A 20,346-nucleotide genomic window follows, 5' to 3' on the forward strand; every position below is an offset into this window, starting at 1 on the left:
TTTATGCACGAACTGTTTGGCTGGTTCCATCTTCTTTATAGAGGTTGATCAAGCCTTCTTTAAGAGCACGGATCATATCACCTGGTTCAACTGGTGTTGGCATATGAATGGTCAATAACTCCATCGGATTTGGAGCCCGATCAATTTTATTGCCCTTGGCATCATGCAAGTCTTCAATGACTGTTTCAAAATGACGGAACCCAGGTCCGTAAAATTCTACTTGGTCTCCTTCATTGATGACATTCCGTTGTCGAATGGTCGCAATTTGCTTGTCCGCATCATAGGCTACCACTTCTCCGACAAACTTGTACTCTGGAATCTTCCGACGAGCCCCAAACAGTTGCTCGTTTTCAGATGGTGTTCCGTAATAGAATCCTGTAGCCAACTCACGTTGAGCTACCTTCCACATTTCATCAATCAAGTCTTGCTTAATCGCTTCAAACTTTTCAGGACTTTCCAAATAAGCATCAACAGCTGCCTTGTAGCAGTTCGTTACAGTAGAGACATAGTGAATAGACTTCATCCGACCTTCAATCTTGAGACTGTCCACTCCATTTTCAATCATATCAGGGATATGGTCAATCATCGACATATCCACAGCTGACATCGAGAATTCTTCAGGGATTTCCCCTTTGAGACTCTTACGTTCTTGGCCAAATGGCATATCGTAGAGATCATACTTCCAACGACAAGATTGAGAACAACCTCCACGGTTGGCATCCCGCATACTCATATGATTGGACAAGGTACAACGGCCAGAGTAGGAAATACACATTGCTCCGTGAACAAAGGCTTCAATCTCAACGTCCGTCCGCTTACGAATTTCCGCTAGTTCTTCCATCGAAACTTCCCGAGCCAAAACGACCCGTGTCAAGCCCAAGTCTTTCCAAAACTCGAGAGTTTCATAGTTGGTGGCACTAGCTTGGGTAGAGAGGTGAATTTCCAAGCCAGGAGCTTCTGTCGCTGCGATGGTAATCAAGGCAGGGTCTGATACAATGACAGCTGCGATTCCGATATCCCGTAAGCGACGGAACCATTCACCAGCTCCAACTTCATTTCCTTCATGCATGACCATATTGGCTGCAACATAGACCTTGGCACCATACTTAGCCGCAAATTGGACACCTTCTTCCATTTGCTCGAAAGTGAAGTTCCCTGCACGGCTACGAAGCCCATAAGCCTGTCCACCAATGAAGACGGCATCCGCACCATAGCGCACAGCAACCTTTAATTTTTCAAGTGTTCCCGCAGGTGATAGAACCTCAGGACGTTTCAATTGTTTTGTCATCATATCTCCTAGTATATTACAAGTATATTAGTTAGATTATCAATCTTGTCTATTTTATAGCAAATCCAGTCGAAAGGCAATGGTTTGGGAATTGTTTTGACAATTCTCATTCTTTACCATCACTAAAAAGGAAGGCCCGCACTCCTGGCAGGCTTTTCTCCTTTATTTAACCATGTCTGGATCGTAATCATAAAATCCAGTGTCAAGGAAACGATTCTTAGGATGCAATTGGTGAATCTGCTCATCCAATAAGAAGGCTTGATCAGATGTGAAGGTCCCAGCTTCTAGAAGCTCACGTGCTTTCACAAAACACTTGGCAATTTCCACAAAGTTTTGACCAGGTGTATAAATCCCCTCTAACTTCCAGTGGGTGAAACCATGCTCGACTAACTCAGAGAGTTTGGTCATCAAATCCAAGTCATTATTGGCAAAAATATGAGTTCCATGCTTGTCCTCAAAGATAGAATAGTGGCTTTCTGGATCTCCTGGTTCTGCCAAAAAGAGATCGCGCTCTCTCGTCTTTTCGTCATCGATGTGAGTAAAATTATAATAATTTTGCAGAAGAGGACGTTTAGAATGGTGAATCACACTGGCACCATAAACCAATACTTCAGCAGGAATCTCTAAGATTTCTGGCATCTTGAAAAGCTCTGCAGATGGGATTTCTCGAGCAAGAACAGCTTCTGAAGCACCAGCCTTTTGTCCCCAGAAATTGATCTGACGGCTACTTGTCACCATGGTAGAAGCATCATAAATGGTTTTAAAGCTGTAGCCATCCCGCTTCAATACATAAAAGACGCCTGCATCTCCTACCGTGATATAATCGACGTTAATCGAAGCAAGGAAATCTAAAAATGGTTTGATACGATCCATCATGTCTTGGTGCATCAAGGCATTGACAGCCACTGTCAATGCCTTACCTGCCGTATGGACCAGATCAGAAATTCGACTTAATTCGTCATACGAGAAAGTGTGAGGAAGTCGTAATCCAAATTCCTTTTCTCCGACATAAATACGGTCCACACCTACTTCTAGAAGGGCTTGAACCTGTTCAATACTTTCAGCTGTAGCTGTAATAATTATCTTTTTCATGAAAACTATTATACCAAAAAAGTCATTTTGCTCTCTAAATTTCTTAATTTTGTAAAAATTGTAACAGTTTTGTAACATTTCTATGCTTGAAAACGTGTTAAAATAATAGAGTACTGTTAGGAGAGAGAAATATGCCCGCAAGAAAACTTAGAGTTGTTGAAGAATACGACTATGTCGAAGTCCCTCTTCAACAAGAGAATACAACAACTAATTATGATTTTAACCTTGATACTGAACCAGCTCCGCAATTAAGTGAGCTACTATTTTTCCTTAATATTGCTGTGTTTTGTGTCTTAACTGTTTTATTTAGTTTCGTCTTTTTATCAATGAAGATGAATACCTTCTTTGCTTTTGCCTCAGCAATTGCTTGTAGTTTGGGAAGTATCCAAGCTTTCCGCATTTTCCAGTTGAAACGGAAAAAGGACTAAGATTACATTTTTAGCCTCCTTCGGGAGGCTTTTTGGCATTTCCCATCCTCGTTTGTCATTTCATAAAATAAATCCCTCACCATTGGTGAGGGATTTTTGAATATTGCCTAACCATTGTGTTACATAAAACAGCTTGACGATTTTCAAAAAATGACTTTTACTTTTTTAGCCATTTGAGAAGATTAAAAACTTTCCGCTGTGAGAAAAGTGCCTGAAACAAAGTTGTTTCAGGCACTCGGGAGTTTTGAGACCTTAGGCTCAAAACTAAGTCATGGAACTTCTTCGAAGTTCGCTGACGTCCGTACTCACCTAAGGGAAGTTTTTCAGAAGACTTTATCTTCAATTTGAATCCCTCACCAATGGTGAGGGATTATTTTATTCTTCTTCAACAGCTGTTTCTTTGATCTCTTCTTCCACTTCTGGAAGGGCTGTTTCTTCTTCTAATTCAAGGACAATCTCTTCACTTTCTTTTTCCTGTTTAGAATGGAAAGGACTTGCTTGATTGCCGGTCTTTTGCTGGATTTTTTCCTTAATCGTTTGGATAGCATCTTGTGAAAATTCTACCACATCCTGTGTCTTATCTTTCACTGTCTCGATAACAGTGTCTTTGTTGATCTCACCACTTTCAACTTTTTCTTTGGTTTGCTGAATAGCGTCTGATGCTTGCTTGGATAGTTCCATTGCAGATTGTTTCACAGAATCATGAACTTCTTGTGGGTTCTCTTGGTATTCTTTTACAAAACCTTTGACTTTCCCAGTCAACTCTTTCCCTTTTTTGGTTGTCAGGAAGTAGGCTGCGGATGCGCCAGTGATCGTTCCAATTAATAATGATGATAAACGTCCCATAAGGTACCTCTTTTCTTATTTAAATAATTTCATAGCCATGCGAGCTGCTTTTAATCCGACAGATGTTTTAACGGTCTTTCCACCAACAACGACAGCTTTTTTGCTAATTTGACGAGCTTGATCATTCAGATCCGACACAGATACAGATAAATCTGCCACTGCTGTGAAGAGTGGATCAATGGTTGCAACCTTTTGATTCAAATCTTCTGTCAAAACATTCACTTTTGCTAACAACTCATTGGTTTGGTGTAAGGTTACATTTACATCTGATGTCAAGGTCTTAATCGTTACTTGAGTCTCATCTACAACTTTTCCAATCTTTGAAAACAAGATAATCAAGTAGATGACCAAAACTACTAAAGCTAATCCTAAAAGCCCATAGGCAATTTCAATAAACATTTCTTTTCTCCTTAATCTATTTCCGTTCTATAAAATGGTGCATTCTTTTTTCGTTGATAGATCATGATGCTGATACCAAGTAGGATGAGGATCAGGGAAAGCCATTGTGATACTCGAATTCCCAAAAACATCAAGCTATCTGTCCGCATTCCTTCAATAATCATTCGACCAAAGCCATACCAGATTAGATAGAAAGCAGTAATTTCGCCCTTTCTCAACAGTTTCGGACGACGACGCAAGTAAAGAATCAGTACAAAACCAAGCAAGTTCCAACAAGATTCATATAAGAAGGTCGGTTGACGGTAATGTCCATCGATAAACATCTGATTCCGAATGAAAGAAGGTAAATAATCTAAATTCTTAACAATGGCTCCGTAGGCTTCTTGGTTAACAAAATTGCCCCAACGGCCAATACTTTGGGCAATCATGACACTCGGTGCAGCAATATCTAAGAAATCAACCGGATCAATCAAACGACTGCGTGAAAATAGGTAGAGGACTAGAGCCCCTGCCAGGAGTCCACCATAGATAGCAATCCCACCGTTCCATACGGCAAAAATCTCTCCTGGGTGTTCCCTGTAATAAGACCATTGAAAAATAACATAGTAAAGACGGGCCCCTATGATCGCTACTGGAAAAGCAATCAGAATGAAATCAATAATATCGTCTGACTCTATCCCTTTACGAGGGGCTTCTTTCATAGACAGGATGACTGCCAAAAGGAGACCGAGGACGATACAAATCGCATACCAACGGATACTAAAGGGACCAAGTTGAATGGCTACTGGATTCATACTTTCACCTCATTCTGATCAATCAACTGGGTCAATCGATCTTCAAAGGTTTTAGTAGCATCATATCCCATTTCTTTGGCGCGGTAGTTCATCGCTGCTGCCTCAATGACAACGGAAATATTGCGACCTGTCTTAACAGGGATACGAATTCTTGGAATGGTCACTCCACAGAACTCAATTTCTTCTGCATTATTGCCTAGACGATCGTAGGTTTGTTCCTTGGTGTAGTTTTCCAAGTAGACAGCGATTTGGACCTGTGAAGAATCCTTCACAGCACTGGCACCATAGAGACTCATAACATCAATGATCCCTACCCCCCGAATCTCTAGCAGATGTCGTAGAATTTCAGCAGGCTCACCCCACAAGGTCATCTCATCACGGGCGAAGACATCTACGCGGTCATCCGCTACCAAACGATGGCCTCGCTTGACAAGCTCTAAACCAGTCTCACTCTTCCCGATTCCACTATCTCCTTGGATCAGAACCCCCATGCCATAGATATCCATCAAGACACCATGGACACTAGTTCTTTCCGCAAGGAGAGAATCTAGGTAGCTTGATAGTTCGCCAGACAGGCGACTAGTTGGAACGCGACTGCTTAAAATCGCGATTTGCTTTTCCTCTGCAGCACGGAGCATTTCTTCTGGAATCTCCAAATCACGCGCAATAATGATAACTGGTGTTTCCGGCTGGAACATCTTTCTCAAAACTTGGTGACGATTGTGGGAGGTCATCTTGATGAGGTAAGACCACTCTTTCATCCCAACCAATTGAATTCGTTCTGGAGTATAGTAATCAAAATATCCTGTCATTTCAAGTCCAGGACGTGAAATATCTGCCGTTGTGATTTCTTTTTCAAATAGGCTTTCATTGCCGTACACAACCTTCAAACGAAGCTTATCAATTAAATCTCGGACTGTTATTGCCATAGGCTTCTCCCTTTTTGTTTTCTCTTACTATTATAGCAAATTATCCCAGGTAAGACTTACTCAAGCATCTTTTTTTGATATCGAAACTGATGCTATTATTCTCACACTCATTCCAGTACTCTTTGATGTTTCTCTTTAACCTTCTTATCCCATTTTTCCATCGTTTCTTCATTTGAAAAAAAAGATGAGAGTGGGACAGAAATCGGTAATTCGTTAGAATTCGATTTCGTCGTCCCACCTCCGCACAGTTGAGTAGGGCTATAAAAGCTGATGAAATCAGCGTAGTAGAGCTCACTCAACCACTGCGTCTTGCTCGATAATCCAAAGACAATTGAGAGGCTAGGACTTTTGTCCCAGCCTCACATTCTTATTCGATTCATGAAAATTCTTTAAAAGAATGGATCATCGTCTTTGATTACTTGTGCATCCTTCCGTTTGCGAGGTCCGAGGCCATACTTTTCTCTTTCAAGGTCTTCTTTATACGGCAAGGAGAAGGCACACAGGCAATAAATAGCCAAGCCTACAAGCCCATAAGCATGAAAGATACTGAAGAGCACAAAGAGAAAACGCAATAGGTTTGCATCGAGCCCAAATCGATCCGCTAGTCCAGCAAATACTCCGAAAACGATTCTGCCTCGACGTAATTTATAAAAAGTTGGATTCAAGGGCCTACCTCCTATTATTTTAGAACAGTATATCCCGAAATCAAGTCACTGTCATCCGACTCAAGGCCGATTTCCTGAATCAATTGTCCCTTGATACTTAAGTAGTCCTCGACACCGCCCACAGCGGTACTTTTGCAGATCAATCTGCCGCTTTCTCCTGAATTCTTGCCCACAGCTCGTACAAACATAAATCTTATAGTTTCCCTTATCAACTGAAGGGGCATACCGCAAGCCGTCTACCTTTTTGAGTAAGGCCTTGAAATCTTGATCCTGATGGCGATAGCCCTTTTTCATGTAGTAGAGATGGTAGTGACACAATTCATGGCGGACAATCTTTCGAAAAATCTCCCAGCCAAATCTTTCTAGGATGCTGGGATTGAAATCCAGATGGCCATCTTTAGGAAAGAAGCGACCGCCGGTCGACCTCAAGCGAGGGTTCCAGATGGCTTGGTGAAGAAATGGGCGACCAAAATCTTCCAGCGATACTTCTTGAACGTATTTAGTCAGATTCATGTGGTGGTAAGAGGGAAAGATTTACTTTTTCCCGTTCTAAATCAATCTTGTAAACCCAAACGGTCACTAGGTCGCCAACTGAAACAACTTGACTTGGATGCTTGATAAAGTGCTGGCTCATTTGTGAAATGTGGATCAAACCATCTTCATGAATCCCAATATCGACAAAGGCCCCAAAGTCAACAACATTGCGGACAACCCCTTCTAATTTTTGACCAATCTTCAAGTCCTTCAAATCAAGAACATCCTGGCGAAGGACGGGAGCATCAAAAGAATCACGTAAATCACGACCAGGTTTGAGAAGATCTGCGACAATATCTTTTAAGGTCTCAGGCCCAATTTCAAGCTCCTGGGCCATAGAAACTGTGTCAATTTGTTTTAATTTGGCTTGGGCTTCTTCATCCATCTCCCTAATCCCTAGTAAGGTAAAGAGCTTCTTCACTGCAGGGTAGCTTTCTGGATGGACCCCTGTCCGATCAAGGAAATTCTCACTTTCTGGAATCCGTAAGAAACCAGCTGCTTGTTCAAAGGCCTTGGCTCCCAGACGAGGTACTTTTTTAATTCGCGCCCGAGAGGTGATTAACCCTTCTTCTTCCCGGTATTTCACGATGTTCTCAGAAATGGTTTTATTGAGACCAGCCACGTGAGACAAGAGGGCTGGACTAGCAGTATTTATATTAACACCGACTTGGTTCACCACAGTATCGACAACAAAATCAAGGCTTTCAGATAATTTCTTCTGGCTGACATCGTGCTGGTACTGGCCGACTCCGATTGATTTCGGATCAATCTTGACCAACTCAGCCAATGGATCCTGCAAACGACGGGCAATGGAGATGGCTGAACGCTTTTCAACCGTCAGTTCCGGAAACTCATGGCGAGCCAATTCACTAGCTGAATAGACAGATGCCCCGCTCTCGTTCACAATGACATAGCTGACATTTGGAACTTCCTTGAGAACTTCCGCAACAAAGGCTTCGCTCTCTCGACTAGCCGTCCCGTTCCCAATCGCAATGATTTCCACGCCGTATTGACGAATCAGCCGTTTCAGTTCTTCTTTGGCCGCTTCAATTTGTGCTGGTTTAGCCGGCGCAACAGGGTAAATCACCTGGGTGGTCAACATCTTTCCTGTCTGATCGACAACAGCTAATTTAGCTCCTGTCCGAAAAGCTGGGTCAAATCCCAAGACCACGCGCCCCTTGAGGGGAGCAATCAGCAAAAGGTGTCGAAGATTTTCAGAGAAAAGCTGAATGGCTCCATCTTCTGCCACTTCTGTCAGTTCTGTCCGAATTCGACGCTCCATAGCTGGTAGCATTTTCTTTTTCAGAGCCTGGTTAATGACTTCTTCAATGTAGCTATTCTTCGATTTAAATCGGGCTTCAAAGTGACGAATCAAACGGTCTACAGGATGCTCAAATCCAACCTTTAATACCCCCAATTTCTCTCCACGGTTTAAGGCCAGGGTTCGGTAGCCCTGCATGTTTGCAATCTTCTCAGAAAAATCATAATAGATTTGGAAGACTTGCTTCTCGTCTTTGCTTTCATCCTTCAAGCTAGAGGTGATTAAAGAGTGTTTGCGAATCTCCTGGTAGGTAAGGTTGCGCAATTGTGGATCTTCTGCAATAGCTTCGACCAAGATATCGATAGCACCAGAAATTGCATCCTTTACAATTGGAAATCCTTCAGATAGGAATTCTTCTGCTGCTGTTTCCAAGTCCTTTTGATCTTGCAGAATCATCCGAGCAACTGGGAAAAGTCCTGCCTCACGCGCAATGGTTGCCTTGGTCCGGCGTTTTTCCTTGTAGGGGAGATACAATTCTTCCACATCCGCCAATTTTTCAGCTTGCTCAATCGCTTCTTTTAAGACTGGGGTCAGTTTCCCAAGCTCTTCAATCTTAGCGAGAACCGTTTCTTTCCGATCGGCTAAGGCTGTTAAAGACTTGTCCATGTCGATAATAGCTTTGATGGCTACTTCATCTAGATTCCCTGTAGCATCTTTTCGATACCGAGCGATAAAGGGGATGGTGGATCCCTCTGCTGTTAAGGTCAAAACAGTATCAATTTGTTTGAGACTGACACCTAATTCTTGGGCTATTTTTTCATATTTTTCCATAGCTTCTATTATACCATAGAAGGCCTTCTATACTGCTTTTTCATCTTACTTTTAAACTTGATTTTCCCCTCTTTTTTGAGAATTTGATATAATGAGAAAAAAGAAAAGGAGACCTATCATGGCGATTAAATTTTCAAAAACAGACGATTTAGACAAACTCTTTGAGGAATTTGCTGTCTTCCCAGATCCCCCTCAAGTCACTTTACCAGATGACAAGAAGAATGAGAAAGCAGGGGAAAAAGAGCAGAAGGATTCTAACAAATGAGTTTCTTCCAACAACTGCCAACCAGTGTCCTTCAGGCTGGAGCGATTTTTCTTTCGATTATGATTGAAGCCCTTCCCTTTGTTTTAATTGGAAGTATCATTTCAGGGGCGATTGATGTCTACATTACCCCTGAAAAAGTCTACCGAGCCCTTCCCAAAAATAAATGGGGGAGAATTCTATTTGGGACCTTGATTGGCTTTATTTTCCCTTCCTGTGAGTGTGGCATCGTCCCCATTATCAATCGCTTTTTAGAGAAGAAGGTGCCTAGCTATACAGCTGTGCCCTTCCTAGTGACAGCCCCGGTTATAAACCCCATTGTCCTCTTTGCCACTTATTCTGCCTTTGGCAATTCTATTCAAATGGCTCTCTTACGAGCGATCGGCTCTATCCTGGTAGCGACTGTTCTGGGGATTTTCCTAGGATTTTTCCAAACAGCTTCTATTCAACGGGCCAACCGCAAGGAAGTCCATATTCATGACTTTTCAAAACTATCTGCCGGTCAACGCTTCTTCCAAGTGTTTGTGCAGGCCATTGATGAGTTTTTCGATACTGGACGCTATCTGGTCTTCGGTTGTTTATTTGCCAGTGTGGTTCAGGTTTATGTGCCAACTCGCGTGCTAACTTCTATTTCAGCGACGCCACTCCTAGCCATTCTCCTCCTTATGCTTCTCTCCTTCCTCCTCTCCTTGTGTAGTGAGGCGGACGCCTTTATCGGCTCTTCCCTTCTCTCGAGTTTTGGCTTAGCTCCCGTTTTAGCCTTTCTGGTTATCGGACCTATGCTAGACGTCAAGAACCTTTTGATGATGAAGAATTATCTGACCAATCGCTTTATTGTCCAATTCATTAGTATCGTCAGTCTCGTTGTCTTGGTTTATGCTTGGTTTGTGGGGGTAGTCTTATGATTCGATTTCTCATTTTAGCAGGCTATTTCGAAATTACCATGTATTTGCAGCTTTCTGGTAAGCTCAACCAATACATCAATATGCATTATTCCTATTTAGCCTATATCTCTATGATTCTTTCCTTCCTCTTGGCTGTCGTCCAGCTCTATATTTGGATGAAGAATCTGCCCGTTCATAGTCACCTAACTAGCAAAAAGGCCAAGGTCATGAGTATTCTTCTGCTCCTGATTCCCTTAATTGTAGGGATTGGCTTCCCGACTGTGACCTTAGATTCCCAAACGGTTTCAGCCAAGGGCTATCATTTTCCCATCGCGGCTGGCTCTTCCAAAGATATTCAAAATGATGAGGGCACAACCAACCAATACCTCAAGCCAGATACTAGCAGTTATTTTACCAAGTCTGCTTATGAATCTGAGATGAGGGCTGCAGCCAAGAAGTACCTCAAGCAAGATCATATCCAGATCACGACAGAAAACTATATGGAAGTCATGGAAGTGATCTACGACTATCCAGATGAATTTGCTGGAAAAACCTTTACCCTAACCGGCTTCATTTATAAGGATCCTCAGGATCCGGGCAGTCAGTTCCTTTTCCGTTTTGGAATTATCCACTGTATCGCTGATTCAGGAGTCTATGGTTTGTTAACCAAAGGAGCCTCCCAAACCTATGACGATAACACCTGGGTCCAGGCTACTGGAACTCTCAAGATCCAATACCATAAACAACTTGGCCAAACCCTTCCTATCTTAGAAATAAAGGAAGCCCACTCAGTAGAAAAACCTACGAATCCTTATGTCTATCGGGTCTTCTAAAGGACGTTAAACATCTCTCGGTTATGACCTTTCGGTCCAACCTTTTTTAGTGGCTTCTTCCACTTTCATTCTCTTTTAAAGTCTGAATCCTTTTACTTTCAAAGAGAAATTTTCTGAATTTTATGGTAGAATATGGTTTATCAAGTTAGAAAATAGGTATGAACATGTCCTCAAAAGTAATTGTAACCATTTTCGGGGCCAGTGGAGATTTAGCTCAACGCAAACTCTACCCTTCCCTTTTTAGACTCTATAAAGCCGGAAATCTTTCCGAGCATTTTGCAGTGATAGGAACTGCTCGTCGACCTTGGAGCAAAGAATACTTTGAATCCGTTGTCGTTGAATCCATTTCAGATTTAGCAGACAGTCCTGAACAGGCGCAAGAATTTGCCAGCCATTTTTACTATCAAAGTCACGATGTCAATGACACGGAGCACTACATCAAGCTTCGTGAACTCCAAAATCAACTCAATGACACTTACCAAGCTGAACATAATAAACTCTTTTTCCTATCCATGGCACCTCAATTCTTTGGTACGATTGCCAAACATTTGAAATCTGAAGGCATTGTGGATGGAAAAGGCTTTGAGCGTTTGATCGTTGAAAAACCATTTGGAACGGATTTGGAAACAGCTAGTCAGCTCAACAAAGAATTGGAAGAAACCTTTGAGGAAGAGCAAATTTTCCGGATCGACCATTATCTTGGTAAAGAAATGATCCAGTCCATCTTTGCCCTCCGCTTTGCCAACCTAATCTTTGAAAACATCTGGAACCGTGACTATATCGACAATGTTCAAATCACTTTTGCAGAACGACTAGGAGTCGAAGAACGTGGTGGCTACTATGATGAATCTGGTGCCCTTCGCGACATGGTCCAAAACCATACCCTTCAACTGCTTTCTCTTTTAGCTATGGACAAACCAGCTTCCTTCACCAAGGAAGATATCCGTAAAGAGAAGGTGAAAGTCTTTGAACAATTGGTCAACCCATCTGATGAAGAATTAAAGAAACTATTTATCCGAGGTCAATACCGTTCTGGAAAAATTCAAGGGAAAAAGGACATCTCTTACCGTAGTGAACCAAATGTCAACCCTGAATCCATGACCGAGACTTTTGCCTCTGGAGCCTTCTTTGTGGATAGCGATCGCTTCCGTGGAGTCCCTTTCTTCTTCCGTACAGGAAAACGTCTGACCAAAAAGGGTACCCATGTCAATATCGTCTTCAAACAAATGGACTCTATTTTTGGTCAGGAAATTGCACCAAACGTGCTTACCATCTACATTCAACCAAATGAAGGTTTCTCTCTCAGTGTCAACGGAAAAGAAGTTGGCGAGCAGTTCCAGATTGCTCCCATTTCCTTCGACTATGTAACAGAAGCTACTGCAACTGGTGCTTCTCCAGAGCCTTACGAAAAATTGATCTATGATGTCTTGAACAATGACTCAACCAACTTCAGCCACTGGAACGAAGTTAGAGCCTCTTGGCAGTTAATTGACCGAATCGAACACATGTGGGCTGAAAATCAAGTCCCTCTTCATGAATATAAATCTGGAACCATGGGACCTCAAGCTTCCTTTGACCTCTTGAAGGATTACAATGCACAATGGGTCTGGCAACCAGCAATTGAAGAATAAATTATCCGACTGACTAAAAGTGTAACTTAAAAACTCATCTCTTTCTTGAGATGAGTTTTTTTGTTTATATCAAGCCTTCTAACAAGCCACGCATAAAGTTTTCAGAATTGAATTCACCGATGTCATCGATTTTTTCACCAAAACCGATTAACTTCACTGGGATATCCAATTCTTCTCGAATGGCAAGAACCACTCCTCCTCGAGCTGTTCCATCAATCTTAGTGAGGACGATACCAGTAATCGGCGTGATCTTAGAGAATTCCTTGGCTTGGACCAGGGCATTTTGTCCTGTAGACGCATCCAAGGCCAAGAAGGTTTCATGAGGGGCTGTAGGATCCACGCGCTTGATAATGCGACCGATTTTTTCTAATTCAGCCATCAGATTGTCTTTATTCTGAAGGCGACCAGCCGTATCAATCATCAAAACATCGACTTGTTCTGCCACTGCTCGTTCCATCCCATCAAAGACCACACTTGCAGGATCTGATTTCTCAGGACCTGTGACAACGGGCACATCCACACGGCGTCCCCATTCAGCCAACTGAGCAACAGCTCCTGCCCGGAAGGTATCTGCTGCGACTAGCATCACCTTTTTCCCTTCCTTCTTGTACTTATGAGCTAGTTTTCCGATAGAAGTGGTTTTCCCAACGCCATTCACTCCGACGAAGAGCATGACGGTCAAGCCGTCCTTAAAGTTGATTTGCTCATTGTATTGGCCATCTTTTTCATAGAGATCTACCAATTTTTCAATAATCACGCGACGCAAAGCATCCGGTTTTTTGGCATTTTCCAAGCGTGCTTCATAGCGGAGCTCTTCCGTCAGATTCGAAGCGACTTGGACTCCAACGTCACTCATGATCAAGAGTTCTTCTAAGTCTTCAAAGAATTCTTCATCGACAGAACGGAAGTTAGCAAAGAATGCATTTAGGGCAGCACCAAAGCCAGTCCGAGTTTTCTTCAAGCTTCGATTGTATTTTTCTTGAACCGTTTCTGTTGGTTGAGCAATCTCTGGCTCACTTGTCGTTTCTTCTACTTCAGGCTCTTCTTCAACCTCTTCTGAAACTTCAGGTTCACTAGTAGGTTCCTCTACTGGGAATTCTGCTTCAAGCTCTTCTGTATCTTCAGGTTCGCTAGTTGTTTCTTCTACTGGAGTGTCTTCTTCAAACTCTCCTGTTTCTTCCTCTGAACTTTCAGTAGTTGCTTCTTCAATTACTTCCTCGGGTTCTTTGGAAAGACTTGAAGTCTCATCCTCTGTTTCATTCTTTGCAAGAACTTCCTCTACAAGAGCATCTTGAGCTAGATCTGATGAAGAATTCAGAGGCTCTTCTTCAAGATTCTCTTCTTGTAACGTTTCTACTTCTATAGTCTGTTCTTCAGGAACAGGAGCAGGTTCGGTTACTTCCTCAGGAGAGGTAGCTTGCTCTAGTTGAGAAGAGCCCTCTTCCTCGATAGTTGTTTCCTGATTTACAGGCTCTTCTGAAGGAACTTCTTCTTCAATAGATGCTGTCGACTCTTGCGATGATCGCGCTGATTCGGCAGCCATTCGCTCTTTTAATTCTGCGTAGTAGGCTTCCATTGCCGAAATCTTAGCCTCATCACTTTGCGAACTCTTACTTGGTTCTGGCTCAGCTGGAGAATTCGATTCCTCAGGGCTTTCCACAAGCTCTTCTGTAAGATCTTGGGCTTGTGGTTTTGTTTCTTCTTTTCTTCCAAATAGTCGGTCAAATAATCCCATTATTGACCCTCCTTCAATACATATTCTTCAATCGCTCTTCCGACTGCATCTTCATCATTGGTATAGTCTGAGACTAGAGTGGCAATCTCCTTCACCTCATCCACCGCATTGGCCATAGCGATTCCTAGTCCTGCCCATTTTAACATGCTGGCATCGTTGGCTTCATCTCCACAGGCCATGACTTGACTAGCATCGATTCCTAAATACTCCACCAAAGCTTCCAAGCCTCGATCCTTTTGCACTCCTTTGGGGCACCATTCCAAGAGCATGTCTCTGGATTTAAAAATCTCAAAACGCTCCCTTAATTCAGGAGAAATCTTTGGAATAGCGCCATCCAAATAGTCCTGTTGAAAGGCCGTTACACACTTATTGTAGGAAATCTGACTGGACAAATCTTCAATAGAAACGGGAATAAAGTTCAAGTAAGGATTATAGAGAGGGTAAAGAGATTCTTGATCAGATACCAGTGTATAAACATTCCCTTCGCTGATGGCATCTAGGGGCAAACCAAGGGCCTCTGTCTCCTCATAAATACGGACGACATCATCACGAGAGAAAACTGTCTTCGCAATGATCTCCCCTGTATTCTTTTGTACCAAGCCACCATTAAACGTAATGGTGTATTCATCTGACAAGCCGGCAGTCCCAATCTCTTGAAGCAGAAAATCCATAGCCTTGAGGGGACGACCCGTCGTCAAAACTACCTTGACCCCTTTTTCTTGAGCTGCACGAATGGCAGCTAAGTTCCGAGGGGAGATTTTCTTCTCTGAGTTTAAGAGAGTACCGTCCAAGTCTAGTGCGATAACCTTAATCTGACTCATAATTCTTCCTCCATGAAACGAAGGACAGATCCTGTCGAATGGTGGGGCAAGATGGTTTCAGCCAATTCCAAAATCTCTGGACGGGCATTTTCTGGTGCAATTGGATGGCCAACAACCTGCATCATATGAAGATCATTGAGATTATCCCCAAAAGCTAGGACTTGATCTCGACTAATGCCTAGCTGATCCATTAGGGCTTGGATGGCGACTCCCTTATCCACATAATCCAAGACAATATCAATGCACTCATAACCAGTGGTCATAGCCTTAACACCCTCAACATTTTGGGTAACCCAGGCTTCCCCTTCCGCTAATACTTCTTGGTCAAAATTGGTGGTCATCTTAAAGACAAGATCATCAATTTCTGAAAAATCAGACACCATTTGAATATTTTCATTGTAGTTTTGCGAAGCAGCTAGATAGTCTGGATCAACGGTCTTTAAAACATAGCTCCCGCGTTTTCCCGTTAACAAGCACTTATTTTTATCGAAATAAGGACTTTCTTGTAACTTGGCAAACATGGCTTGGTAAAATTCAGGACTCATGGTCGCTTCATAGACATCTTCACCATGAAACTCAACAACACTGCCGTTTTCAGCTATAAAAATAATCTGATCCTGAACCTCTTTAAAGATTGTCTTCAAAGAGAGGAGAGACCGACCACTTGCTGCCGCAAAGTAGATCCCTTTTTCTTGAAACTTATTTAATACCTTTAGGAATAAAGCTTGATCAAATTGATGATTTTCATCCAAAAAGGTCCCATCCATGTCGGTTGCGACTAATTTAATTTCCATTATCCATTCCTTCTATATCTTTCAGCTTCACAGATACAATCTTAGAGACTCCAGATTCTTGCATGGTCACTCCATAGATGGAATCTGCTGCCGCCATGGTTCCCTTACGGTGGGTAACCACAATAAACTGACTTTCCTTATCAAAACGATTGAGGTAATCCCCAAAACGTTTAACATTGGCCTCGTCTAGAGCCGCTTCTACCTCATCCAAGATGACAAATGGAATAGTCTTGACACGAATGATTGAGAAGAGTAGCGCCAATGCTGACAAAGCTTTCTCCCCACCACTCATCAAATTCAAGGATTGAATTTTCTTACCAGGCGGTTGAACAGAAATCTCGACCCCAGCTGACAAGAGATCCCCATCCGTCAAGATGAGATCAGCTGATCCTCCCCCAAACATCTGTTTAAAGGTGATTCGGAAGGATTCACGAATTGCTTCAAACGTAGACTTAAAGCGTTCTTTCACCTCATCATTCATATCATTAATGGTTTCGAGAAGAAGATTCTTCGCTGCCAAGACATCTTCTCGTTGACCGGAAAGGAAATCAAACCGAGTCTTGACCTCATCGTATTGTTCGATAGCATCAATATTGACAGGTCCTAAGTCTTTAATCGCTTTCTCCAAGTCTTTTAAGACTTGCTCAGACTGGGCTAGATTTTCTAGTTCGTTGGCCTGATTAGATGCCTCTTCAAAACTCATCTTGAATTCGTCTGTCAGTGCCAACATGAGTTTATTCAATTTGTCTGCTAATCGATCGCGATTGGATTCTGCTTTGGCCTGTAGGCGAATCCACTCCTCATTTTGACGACGGGCTTGTTCCATATGACCCGCTACATCTTCAGACTGGCCTTCCAAATCCTCTAATTCAAATTGCTTACGAATCACAGCTTGCTCCAGAGCGGTTTTCTCTTGAAGGGTTGCTTGCAGTTGTTTTTCAAGGACAGAAACATCGATTTTCTCATGTCGATCTTCTCCCTGCTCAATCGCATATTGGAGAGCTTGGATTTCCCGTTCAGTAGAAGCCAACTCTTGCTGCAAGCGTTCGGCATCTGTTTGGTCATAAGTCAATCGACTCTTCAACTCTGTTTTCTGTAATTGGAGCTTGGCAATGGCTGCTCGTAAATTTTCAATTTTCTCGACAACGACATCTTTATTGAGCTTGACTTCTTCAATCTCAGCAGTGACTTGCTCTTTTTCCGCCTCAATTTCTTTCAGTCGCGCTTGCAAGTGATCCCGTTTTTGGAGGAGCTCTTGGTCGCTACCTTCATCCAGCTCTGTACGGATAAGTTCTAACAGTTCTTGGGCATCCAAGAGTTGCTGGTGAGCTTGCTCAAAAGCCAATTGAAGGCGTTGCTCTTCTAGTCGAGCCCCTTCTCCTTGGCCTTTCAAAGATTCTAGTGTTTCTTGTGATTGGCTCACTTGGTCCTGTTGCTCTTGAACCTGCCCTTCTACTTCTCGCAAGTTCTTCTGAAGAGAGGCCAATTCTTGGTGCAAGCGATCCAGTTCTGGCTTGATGAAAATCGAATTATTGCTTCGATTCGCTCCCCCTGCATAGGAACCACCCGTGCGCAGTTCAGTTCCATCCAGCGTCACGATACGAACTTGGTAGGCAACCTTGCGTGCAGCCGCCTTGGCGTGCTCAATCGTATCAAAAATAGCTGTGACACCCAAAAGGTTTTGGAAAATCGACTCGAGGGAAGGATCATAGTCCACCAAACTGCTAGCCATTCCTAGGAATCCTGGACAGGATTCAATCAGTTCTTGATTCTTTCCTGCAAGGTAGCGTGGTTTAATAGTTGTCAATGGAAGGAAGGTTCCCCGACCCGAGCGATTCTTCTTCAGATGTTCGATTGCCCGTGTTGCTGCTCCTTCGTCTTCTACGATAATATGCTGACTGCTGGCTCCCAGAGCAATCTCTAAGGCAGTCTGATACTCTGGTGAGAAGGAAAGTTTTTCACTGACAGCTCCCACGATCCCACCTAAGCGAGCCGCTTCTTGTAAGACACTCTTCACACCCGCATAAAAATTACTATGATTTTTTTGAATCGCCTCTAAACTGTTAATGCGAGCCTGTTTTTCCTTGCTTTGATCCAGTAAATCAAACATCTTGGCTTGCGCTTCTTGATAAGCCTGGCGAGCTTCCTCAAATCGTTTTGCATCTGACTGATAGGTCTCAAGCAAGTGTTTCAGATGCTCTTGAGCTCCTTGATAAGCTTCTTGAGCAACCTGCTCTTTTTCTTGCAATTCTGTCACCATTTGGATTTGATTTTGGTAATCTTCCTTTTTACTTTGTGACAATTGAGCTGAGGTTTCCAATTGATTTTCAATGGTTGTTAATTCGTTTGATCGCTCCGCTTCATCCTGCATCAAGGCTACGTATTTTTCACGTAAATAATCGATCACCTGATCTGGATCTTCTGAGAAGCTGGCCAACTCTTTCTCCAGACCTTCCAGAGCTACTTGGCTCTTTTCCAGTTCTTCTTGAAGACTCTTTGTATTAGCTTGTTTTTCTTCCAACTGGTTCCGAAGAACTTGTAGACGCTCTTCCAGACTATTGACCCGCTCTTGATTTTCCTGACGACTTCGAGCGACTTGTTGCGACTCCAAGCGTGCCAATTCGATTTGTTTCTCCAAATCACTTAAGAGGCGAGTCAATTCCAGGAGGCTAGCTTGATCATCTGACAATTGGTGTTGAAGGGTCTGACGACTCTGTTTCAATCGGAGACTTTCCGCCTCATACTCTTCTCTTTTCTGGTAATAAGCCTTTAATTGCTCTTGGATAGAGGCTTCTTCTTGGACGGCTTGATCATAATCTTTTTTATTGACTTCAATTTGTGCAATCAAAACATCCAAATAAAGAACTTGGCGTTGTTGATCCAATTCTAAGAAACGTTTGGCCACAAGGGCTTGCTTCTCAAGAGGTTTGATTTGCCCCTCTAACTCAAAAATAATGTCTTCCAGACGGTCCAAATTATCTTGGGTCTGAACCAACTTAGATTCCGTTTCCTTGCGACGCGTCTTAAATTTAAGAACCCCAGCGGCTTCCTCAAAAATAGCCCGTCTCTCTTCTGGTTTGGAGTTGAAGATTTCTTCAACCTTCCCTTGGGAAATAATAGAGAAAGAATCTCTCCCAAGTCCAGTATCCATAAAGAGATCATGGACATCTCTCAAACGGACTTTCTTGCCATCAATCTTGTATTCACTATCACCCGATCGATAAATATGACGCTCCACGCGGATTTCTTTAGCAGCCTGTTTGATAAAGCCATCCCGGTTATCCAGTACTACCGTTACACAGGCGTAGTTTAAGGGTTTCCGAGTTTCAGTCCCTGCAAAAATCACGTCCGGCATCTTGCCACCACGTAGGCTCTTGACACTCGATTCCCCTAAGGCCCAGCGCAGACTTTCCGTAATGTTCGATTTTCCAGATCCGTTAGGGCCCACCACTGCGGTTACCCCTTGGTCAAAGATGACTCGGGTCTTATCTGCGAAAGACTTAAATCCTTGAATCTCAATTTCCTTTAAATACATGAGGGATCCACCTTATTCTCCACTGCTTTTTTTGCTGCTTCTTGTTCTGCAGCCTTTTTAGACCGGCCACGTCCTTGACCGATGATTTTCCCATTGACAGACACTTGCACTTCAAACTCCTTGGCATGAGCCGGTCCTGACTCACTCGTCACCTCATAGGTAATCAAGACATCTCCATGGATTTGAAGGATTTCTTGCAAGCGCGTCTTATAGTCAATCACTTGCTCAAATTGACCTGCCTCGACTTTAGGAATCATGACTTGCTGAATGAAGTTCCGCACCATCTCTACTCCCTTATCCAAGAGTAAGGCGCCTAAAAAAGCTTCAAACAAATCTCCTAAGATGGTATCTCGGTTACGTCCACCAGATTTTTCCTCTCCCTTGCCAAGTTTGATAAATTGATCGAAACCACAATCACGGGAAAAACCTGCCAGGCTTTCCTCACGAACAATCATGGAACGCATTTTTGACAAATCTCCCTCTGGCTTACTAGGGTAGAGGGCAAATAAATATTCGGAAATCACTAACTGGAGAACAGCGTCTCCTAAAAATTCCAAACGTTCATTATGTGAAATTTTTAAGAGGCGATGCTCATTCGCATATGAGGTATGTGTAAAAGCTGTTTCCAACAATTCTGTATCGTCAAAAGTCAGCCGAAATTTCTCAACAAGAAGGTTATATAAGGATTGCATCACGTTACTACTTTCTTTCTTCATTTATGCATCTGGATCGAATCCTGTGACCTATTCCGTCCAAAAGATACACCCCTCTATTATACCAAAAA

Annotated in this window: 19 protein-coding genes; 5 read left to right on the forward strand and 14 right to left on the reverse strand. The window is 42.8% G+C overall.

The features are described 5' to 3' along the window. Window position 1: 1 nt before the first annotated feature. Entirely contained in the window at window positions 2-1,288 is a 1,287-nt protein-coding gene (locus AC3E8G_RS06625; RefSeq protein WP_042361172.1) for a peptidase U32 family protein, read from the reverse strand. Between the two features lie 162 nt (window positions 1,289-1,450). Next, window positions 1,451-2,380 carry a peptidase U32 family protein gene (locus AC3E8G_RS06630; RefSeq protein ID WP_490677316.1) on the reverse strand — a complete coding sequence of 310 codons (930 nt, stop codon included), beginning with the start codon at window positions 2,378-2,380 and terminating at the stop codon, window positions 1,451-1,453. Between the two features lie 131 nt (window positions 2,381-2,511). On the opposite strand from AC3E8G_RS06630, the gene AC3E8G_RS06635 reads away from it, so the two are divergent. Then, window positions 2,512-2,808: a DUF3270 family protein gene (locus AC3E8G_RS06635; RefSeq protein ID WP_006595911.1), complete on the forward strand. Its 297-nt coding sequence runs from the start codon at window positions 2,512-2,514 to the stop codon at window positions 2,806-2,808. Between the two features lie 375 nt (window positions 2,809-3,183). Here the strand turns inward: AC3E8G_RS06635 and AC3E8G_RS06640 are convergent, their stop codons facing one another. The 7 genes from AC3E8G_RS06640 to AC3E8G_RS06670 all read right to left on the reverse strand — a co-directional run bounded on the left by AC3E8G_RS06640 (window position 3,184) and on the right by AC3E8G_RS06670 (window position 9,067). Then, window positions 3,184-3,654 (reverse strand): YtxH domain-containing protein, encoded by a 471-nt coding sequence (locus tag AC3E8G_RS06640; protein ID WP_490677317.1) that lies wholly within the window; start codon window positions 3,652-3,654, stop codon window positions 3,184-3,186. 15 nt (window positions 3,655-3,669) lie between these two features. Further along, entirely contained in the window at window positions 3,670-4,053 is a 384-nt protein-coding gene (locus AC3E8G_RS06645; RefSeq protein ID WP_006595909.1) for a DUF948 domain-containing protein, read from the reverse strand. Window positions 4,054-4,064: 11 nt separating this feature from the next. After that, on the reverse strand, window positions 4,065-4,847 hold the full coding sequence (gene lgt / locus AC3E8G_RS06650) for a prolipoprotein diacylglyceryl transferase (RefSeq protein WP_048717396.1): 783 nt from the start codon (window positions 4,845-4,847) through the stop codon (window positions 4,065-4,067). Beyond that, window positions 4,844-5,776, reverse strand: a complete 933-nt coding sequence (gene hprK / locus AC3E8G_RS06655) for an HPr(Ser) kinase/phosphatase (protein WP_061564198.1) — start codon at window positions 5,774-5,776, stop codon at window positions 4,844-4,846. Before hprK ends, lgt begins: the two co-directional genes overlap by 4 nt. A gap of 389 nt (window positions 5,777-6,165) precedes the next feature. Continuing rightward, window positions 6,166-6,441 carry a PspC domain-containing protein gene (locus AC3E8G_RS06660; protein WP_048689503.1) on the reverse strand — a complete coding sequence of 92 codons (276 nt, stop codon included), beginning with the start codon at window positions 6,439-6,441 and terminating at the stop codon, window positions 6,166-6,168. Between the two features lie 60 nt (window positions 6,442-6,501). Continuing rightward, a complete protein-coding gene (locus tag AC3E8G_RS06665; RefSeq protein WP_154857677.1) occupies window positions 6,502-6,954 on the reverse strand; it encodes a SprT family protein in 453 nt (150 codons plus the stop codon). Beyond that, entirely contained in the window at window positions 6,941-9,067 is a 2,127-nt protein-coding gene (locus tag AC3E8G_RS06670; RefSeq protein WP_490677318.1) for a Tex family protein, read from the reverse strand. The genes AC3E8G_RS06665 and AC3E8G_RS06670 overlap by 14 nt, the downstream gene beginning before the upstream one ends. Before the next feature lie 118 nt (window positions 9,068-9,185). On the opposite strand from AC3E8G_RS06670, the gene AC3E8G_RS06675 reads away from it, so the two are divergent. The 4 genes from AC3E8G_RS06675 (at window position 9,186) to zwf (ending at window position 12,677) form a co-directional block, all read left to right on the forward strand. Next, window positions 9,186-9,332: an SPJ_0845 family protein gene (locus AC3E8G_RS06675; RefSeq protein ID WP_023023895.1), complete on the forward strand. Its 147-nt coding sequence runs from the start codon at window positions 9,186-9,188 to the stop codon at window positions 9,330-9,332. Continuing rightward, window positions 9,329-10,234, forward strand: coding sequence for a permease (locus AC3E8G_RS06680; RefSeq protein WP_125329827.1), 906 nt, complete (start codon window positions 9,329-9,331; stop codon window positions 10,232-10,234). Before AC3E8G_RS06675 ends, AC3E8G_RS06680 begins: the two co-directional genes overlap by 4 nt. After that, on the forward strand, window positions 10,231-11,046 hold the full coding sequence (locus tag AC3E8G_RS06685) for a TIGR03943 family putative permease subunit (protein ID WP_048717404.1): 816 nt from the start codon (window positions 10,231-10,233) through the stop codon (window positions 11,044-11,046). Before AC3E8G_RS06680 ends, AC3E8G_RS06685 begins: the two co-directional genes overlap by 4 nt. Window positions 11,047-11,210: 164 nt before the next feature. Then, window positions 11,211-12,677 (forward strand): glucose-6-phosphate dehydrogenase, encoded by a 1,467-nt coding sequence (gene zwf, locus AC3E8G_RS06690; protein WP_233331299.1) that lies wholly within the window; start codon window positions 11,211-11,213, stop codon window positions 12,675-12,677. A gap of 64 nt (window positions 12,678-12,741) precedes the next feature. Here zwf and ftsY read toward each other — a convergent pair whose 3' ends face one another. Genes ftsY through rnc form a run of 5 tightly spaced genes read right to left on the reverse strand, consistent with a single transcriptional unit; the run spans window position 12,742 to window position 20,254 of the window. Continuing rightward, complete coding sequence (ftsY, locus tag AC3E8G_RS06695) at window positions 12,742-14,412, reverse strand: signal recognition particle-docking protein FtsY (protein ID WP_485769920.1); 1,671 nt, start codon at window positions 14,410-14,412, stop codon at window positions 12,742-12,744. After that, complete coding sequence (locus tag AC3E8G_RS06700; protein ID WP_154857668.1) at window positions 14,412-15,233, reverse strand: Cof-type HAD-IIB family hydrolase; 822 nt, start codon at window positions 15,231-15,233, stop codon at window positions 14,412-14,414. The genes ftsY and AC3E8G_RS06700 overlap by 1 nt, the downstream gene beginning before the upstream one ends. Next, a complete protein-coding gene (locus AC3E8G_RS06705; protein WP_154857666.1) occupies window positions 15,230-16,027 on the reverse strand; it encodes an HAD family hydrolase in 798 nt (265 codons plus the stop codon). The genes AC3E8G_RS06700 and AC3E8G_RS06705 overlap by 4 nt, the downstream gene beginning before the upstream one ends. Further along, entirely contained in the window at window positions 16,017-19,562 is a 3,546-nt protein-coding gene (smc, locus tag AC3E8G_RS06710; RefSeq protein ID WP_154857664.1) for a chromosome segregation protein SMC, read from the reverse strand. The genes AC3E8G_RS06705 and smc overlap by 11 nt, the downstream gene beginning before the upstream one ends. Continuing rightward, window positions 19,553-20,254 carry a ribonuclease III gene (gene rnc, locus AC3E8G_RS06715; protein ID WP_154858814.1) on the reverse strand — a complete coding sequence of 234 codons (702 nt, stop codon included), beginning with the start codon at window positions 20,252-20,254 and terminating at the stop codon, window positions 19,553-19,555. Before rnc ends, smc begins: the two co-directional genes overlap by 10 nt. Window positions 20,255-20,346 lie beyond the last annotated feature (92 nt).

The sequence above is a fragment of the Streptococcus sp. SCPM-O-B-15294 (M123) genome, from assembly GCF_058200455.1.

Bases quoted from the DNA above. Each gene is read 5' to 3' on its own strand.
- AC3E8G_RS06625 (WP_042361172.1), bottom strand. From the start codon at position 1,288: ATGACAAAACAATTGAAACGTCCTGAGGTTCTATCACCTGCGGGAACA.
- AC3E8G_RS06630 (WP_490677316.1), bottom strand. From the start codon at position 2,380: ATGAAAAAGATAATTATTACAGCTACAGCTGAAAGTATTGAACAGGTT.
- AC3E8G_RS06635 (WP_006595911.1), top strand. From the start codon at position 2,512: ATGCCCGCAAGAAAACTTAGAGTTGTTGAAGAATACGACTATGTCGAA.
- AC3E8G_RS06640 (WP_490677317.1), bottom strand. From the start codon at position 3,654: ATGGGACGTTTATCATCATTATTAATTGGAACGATCACTGGCGCATCC.
- AC3E8G_RS06645 (WP_006595909.1), bottom strand. From the start codon at position 4,053: ATGTTTATTGAAATTGCCTATGGGCTTTTAGGATTAGCTTTAGTAGTT.
- lgt (WP_048717396.1), bottom strand. From the start codon at position 4,847: ATGAATCCAGTAGCCATTCAACTTGGTCCCTTTAGTATCCGTTGGTAT.
- hprK (WP_061564198.1), bottom strand. From the start codon at position 5,776: ATGGCAATAACAGTCCGAGATTTAATTGATAAGCTTCGTTTGAAGGTT.
- AC3E8G_RS06665 (WP_154857677.1), bottom strand. From the start codon at position 6,954: ATGAATCTGACTAAATACGTTCAAGAAGTATCGCTGGAAGATTTTGGT.
- AC3E8G_RS06670 (WP_490677318.1), bottom strand. From the start codon at position 9,067: ATGGAAAAATATGAAAAAATAGCCCAAGAATTAGGTGTCAGTCTCAAA.
- AC3E8G_RS06675 (WP_023023895.1), top strand. From the start codon at position 9,186: ATGGCGATTAAATTTTCAAAAACAGACGATTTAGACAAACTCTTTGAG.
- AC3E8G_RS06680 (WP_125329827.1), top strand. From the start codon at position 9,329: ATGAGTTTCTTCCAACAACTGCCAACCAGTGTCCTTCAGGCTGGAGCG.
- AC3E8G_RS06685 (WP_048717404.1), top strand. From the start codon at position 10,231: ATGATTCGATTTCTCATTTTAGCAGGCTATTTCGAAATTACCATGTAT.
- zwf (WP_233331299.1), top strand. From the start codon at position 11,211: ATGTCCTCAAAAGTAATTGTAACCATTTTCGGGGCCAGTGGAGATTTA.
- ftsY (WP_485769920.1), bottom strand. From the start codon at position 14,412: ATGGGATTATTTGACCGACTATTTGGAAGAAAAGAAGAAACAAAACCA.
- AC3E8G_RS06700 (WP_154857668.1), bottom strand. From the start codon at position 15,233: ATGAGTCAGATTAAGGTTATCGCACTAGACTTGGACGGTACTCTCTTA.
- AC3E8G_RS06705 (WP_154857666.1), bottom strand. From the start codon at position 16,027: ATGGAAATTAAATTAGTCGCAACCGACATGGATGGGACCTTTTTGGAT.
- smc (WP_154857664.1), bottom strand. From the start codon at position 19,562: ATGTATTTAAAGGAAATTGAGATTCAAGGATTTAAGTCTTTCGCAGAT.
- rnc (WP_154858814.1), bottom strand. From the start codon at position 20,254: ATGCAATCCTTATATAACCTTCTTGTTGAGAAATTTCGGCTGACTTTT.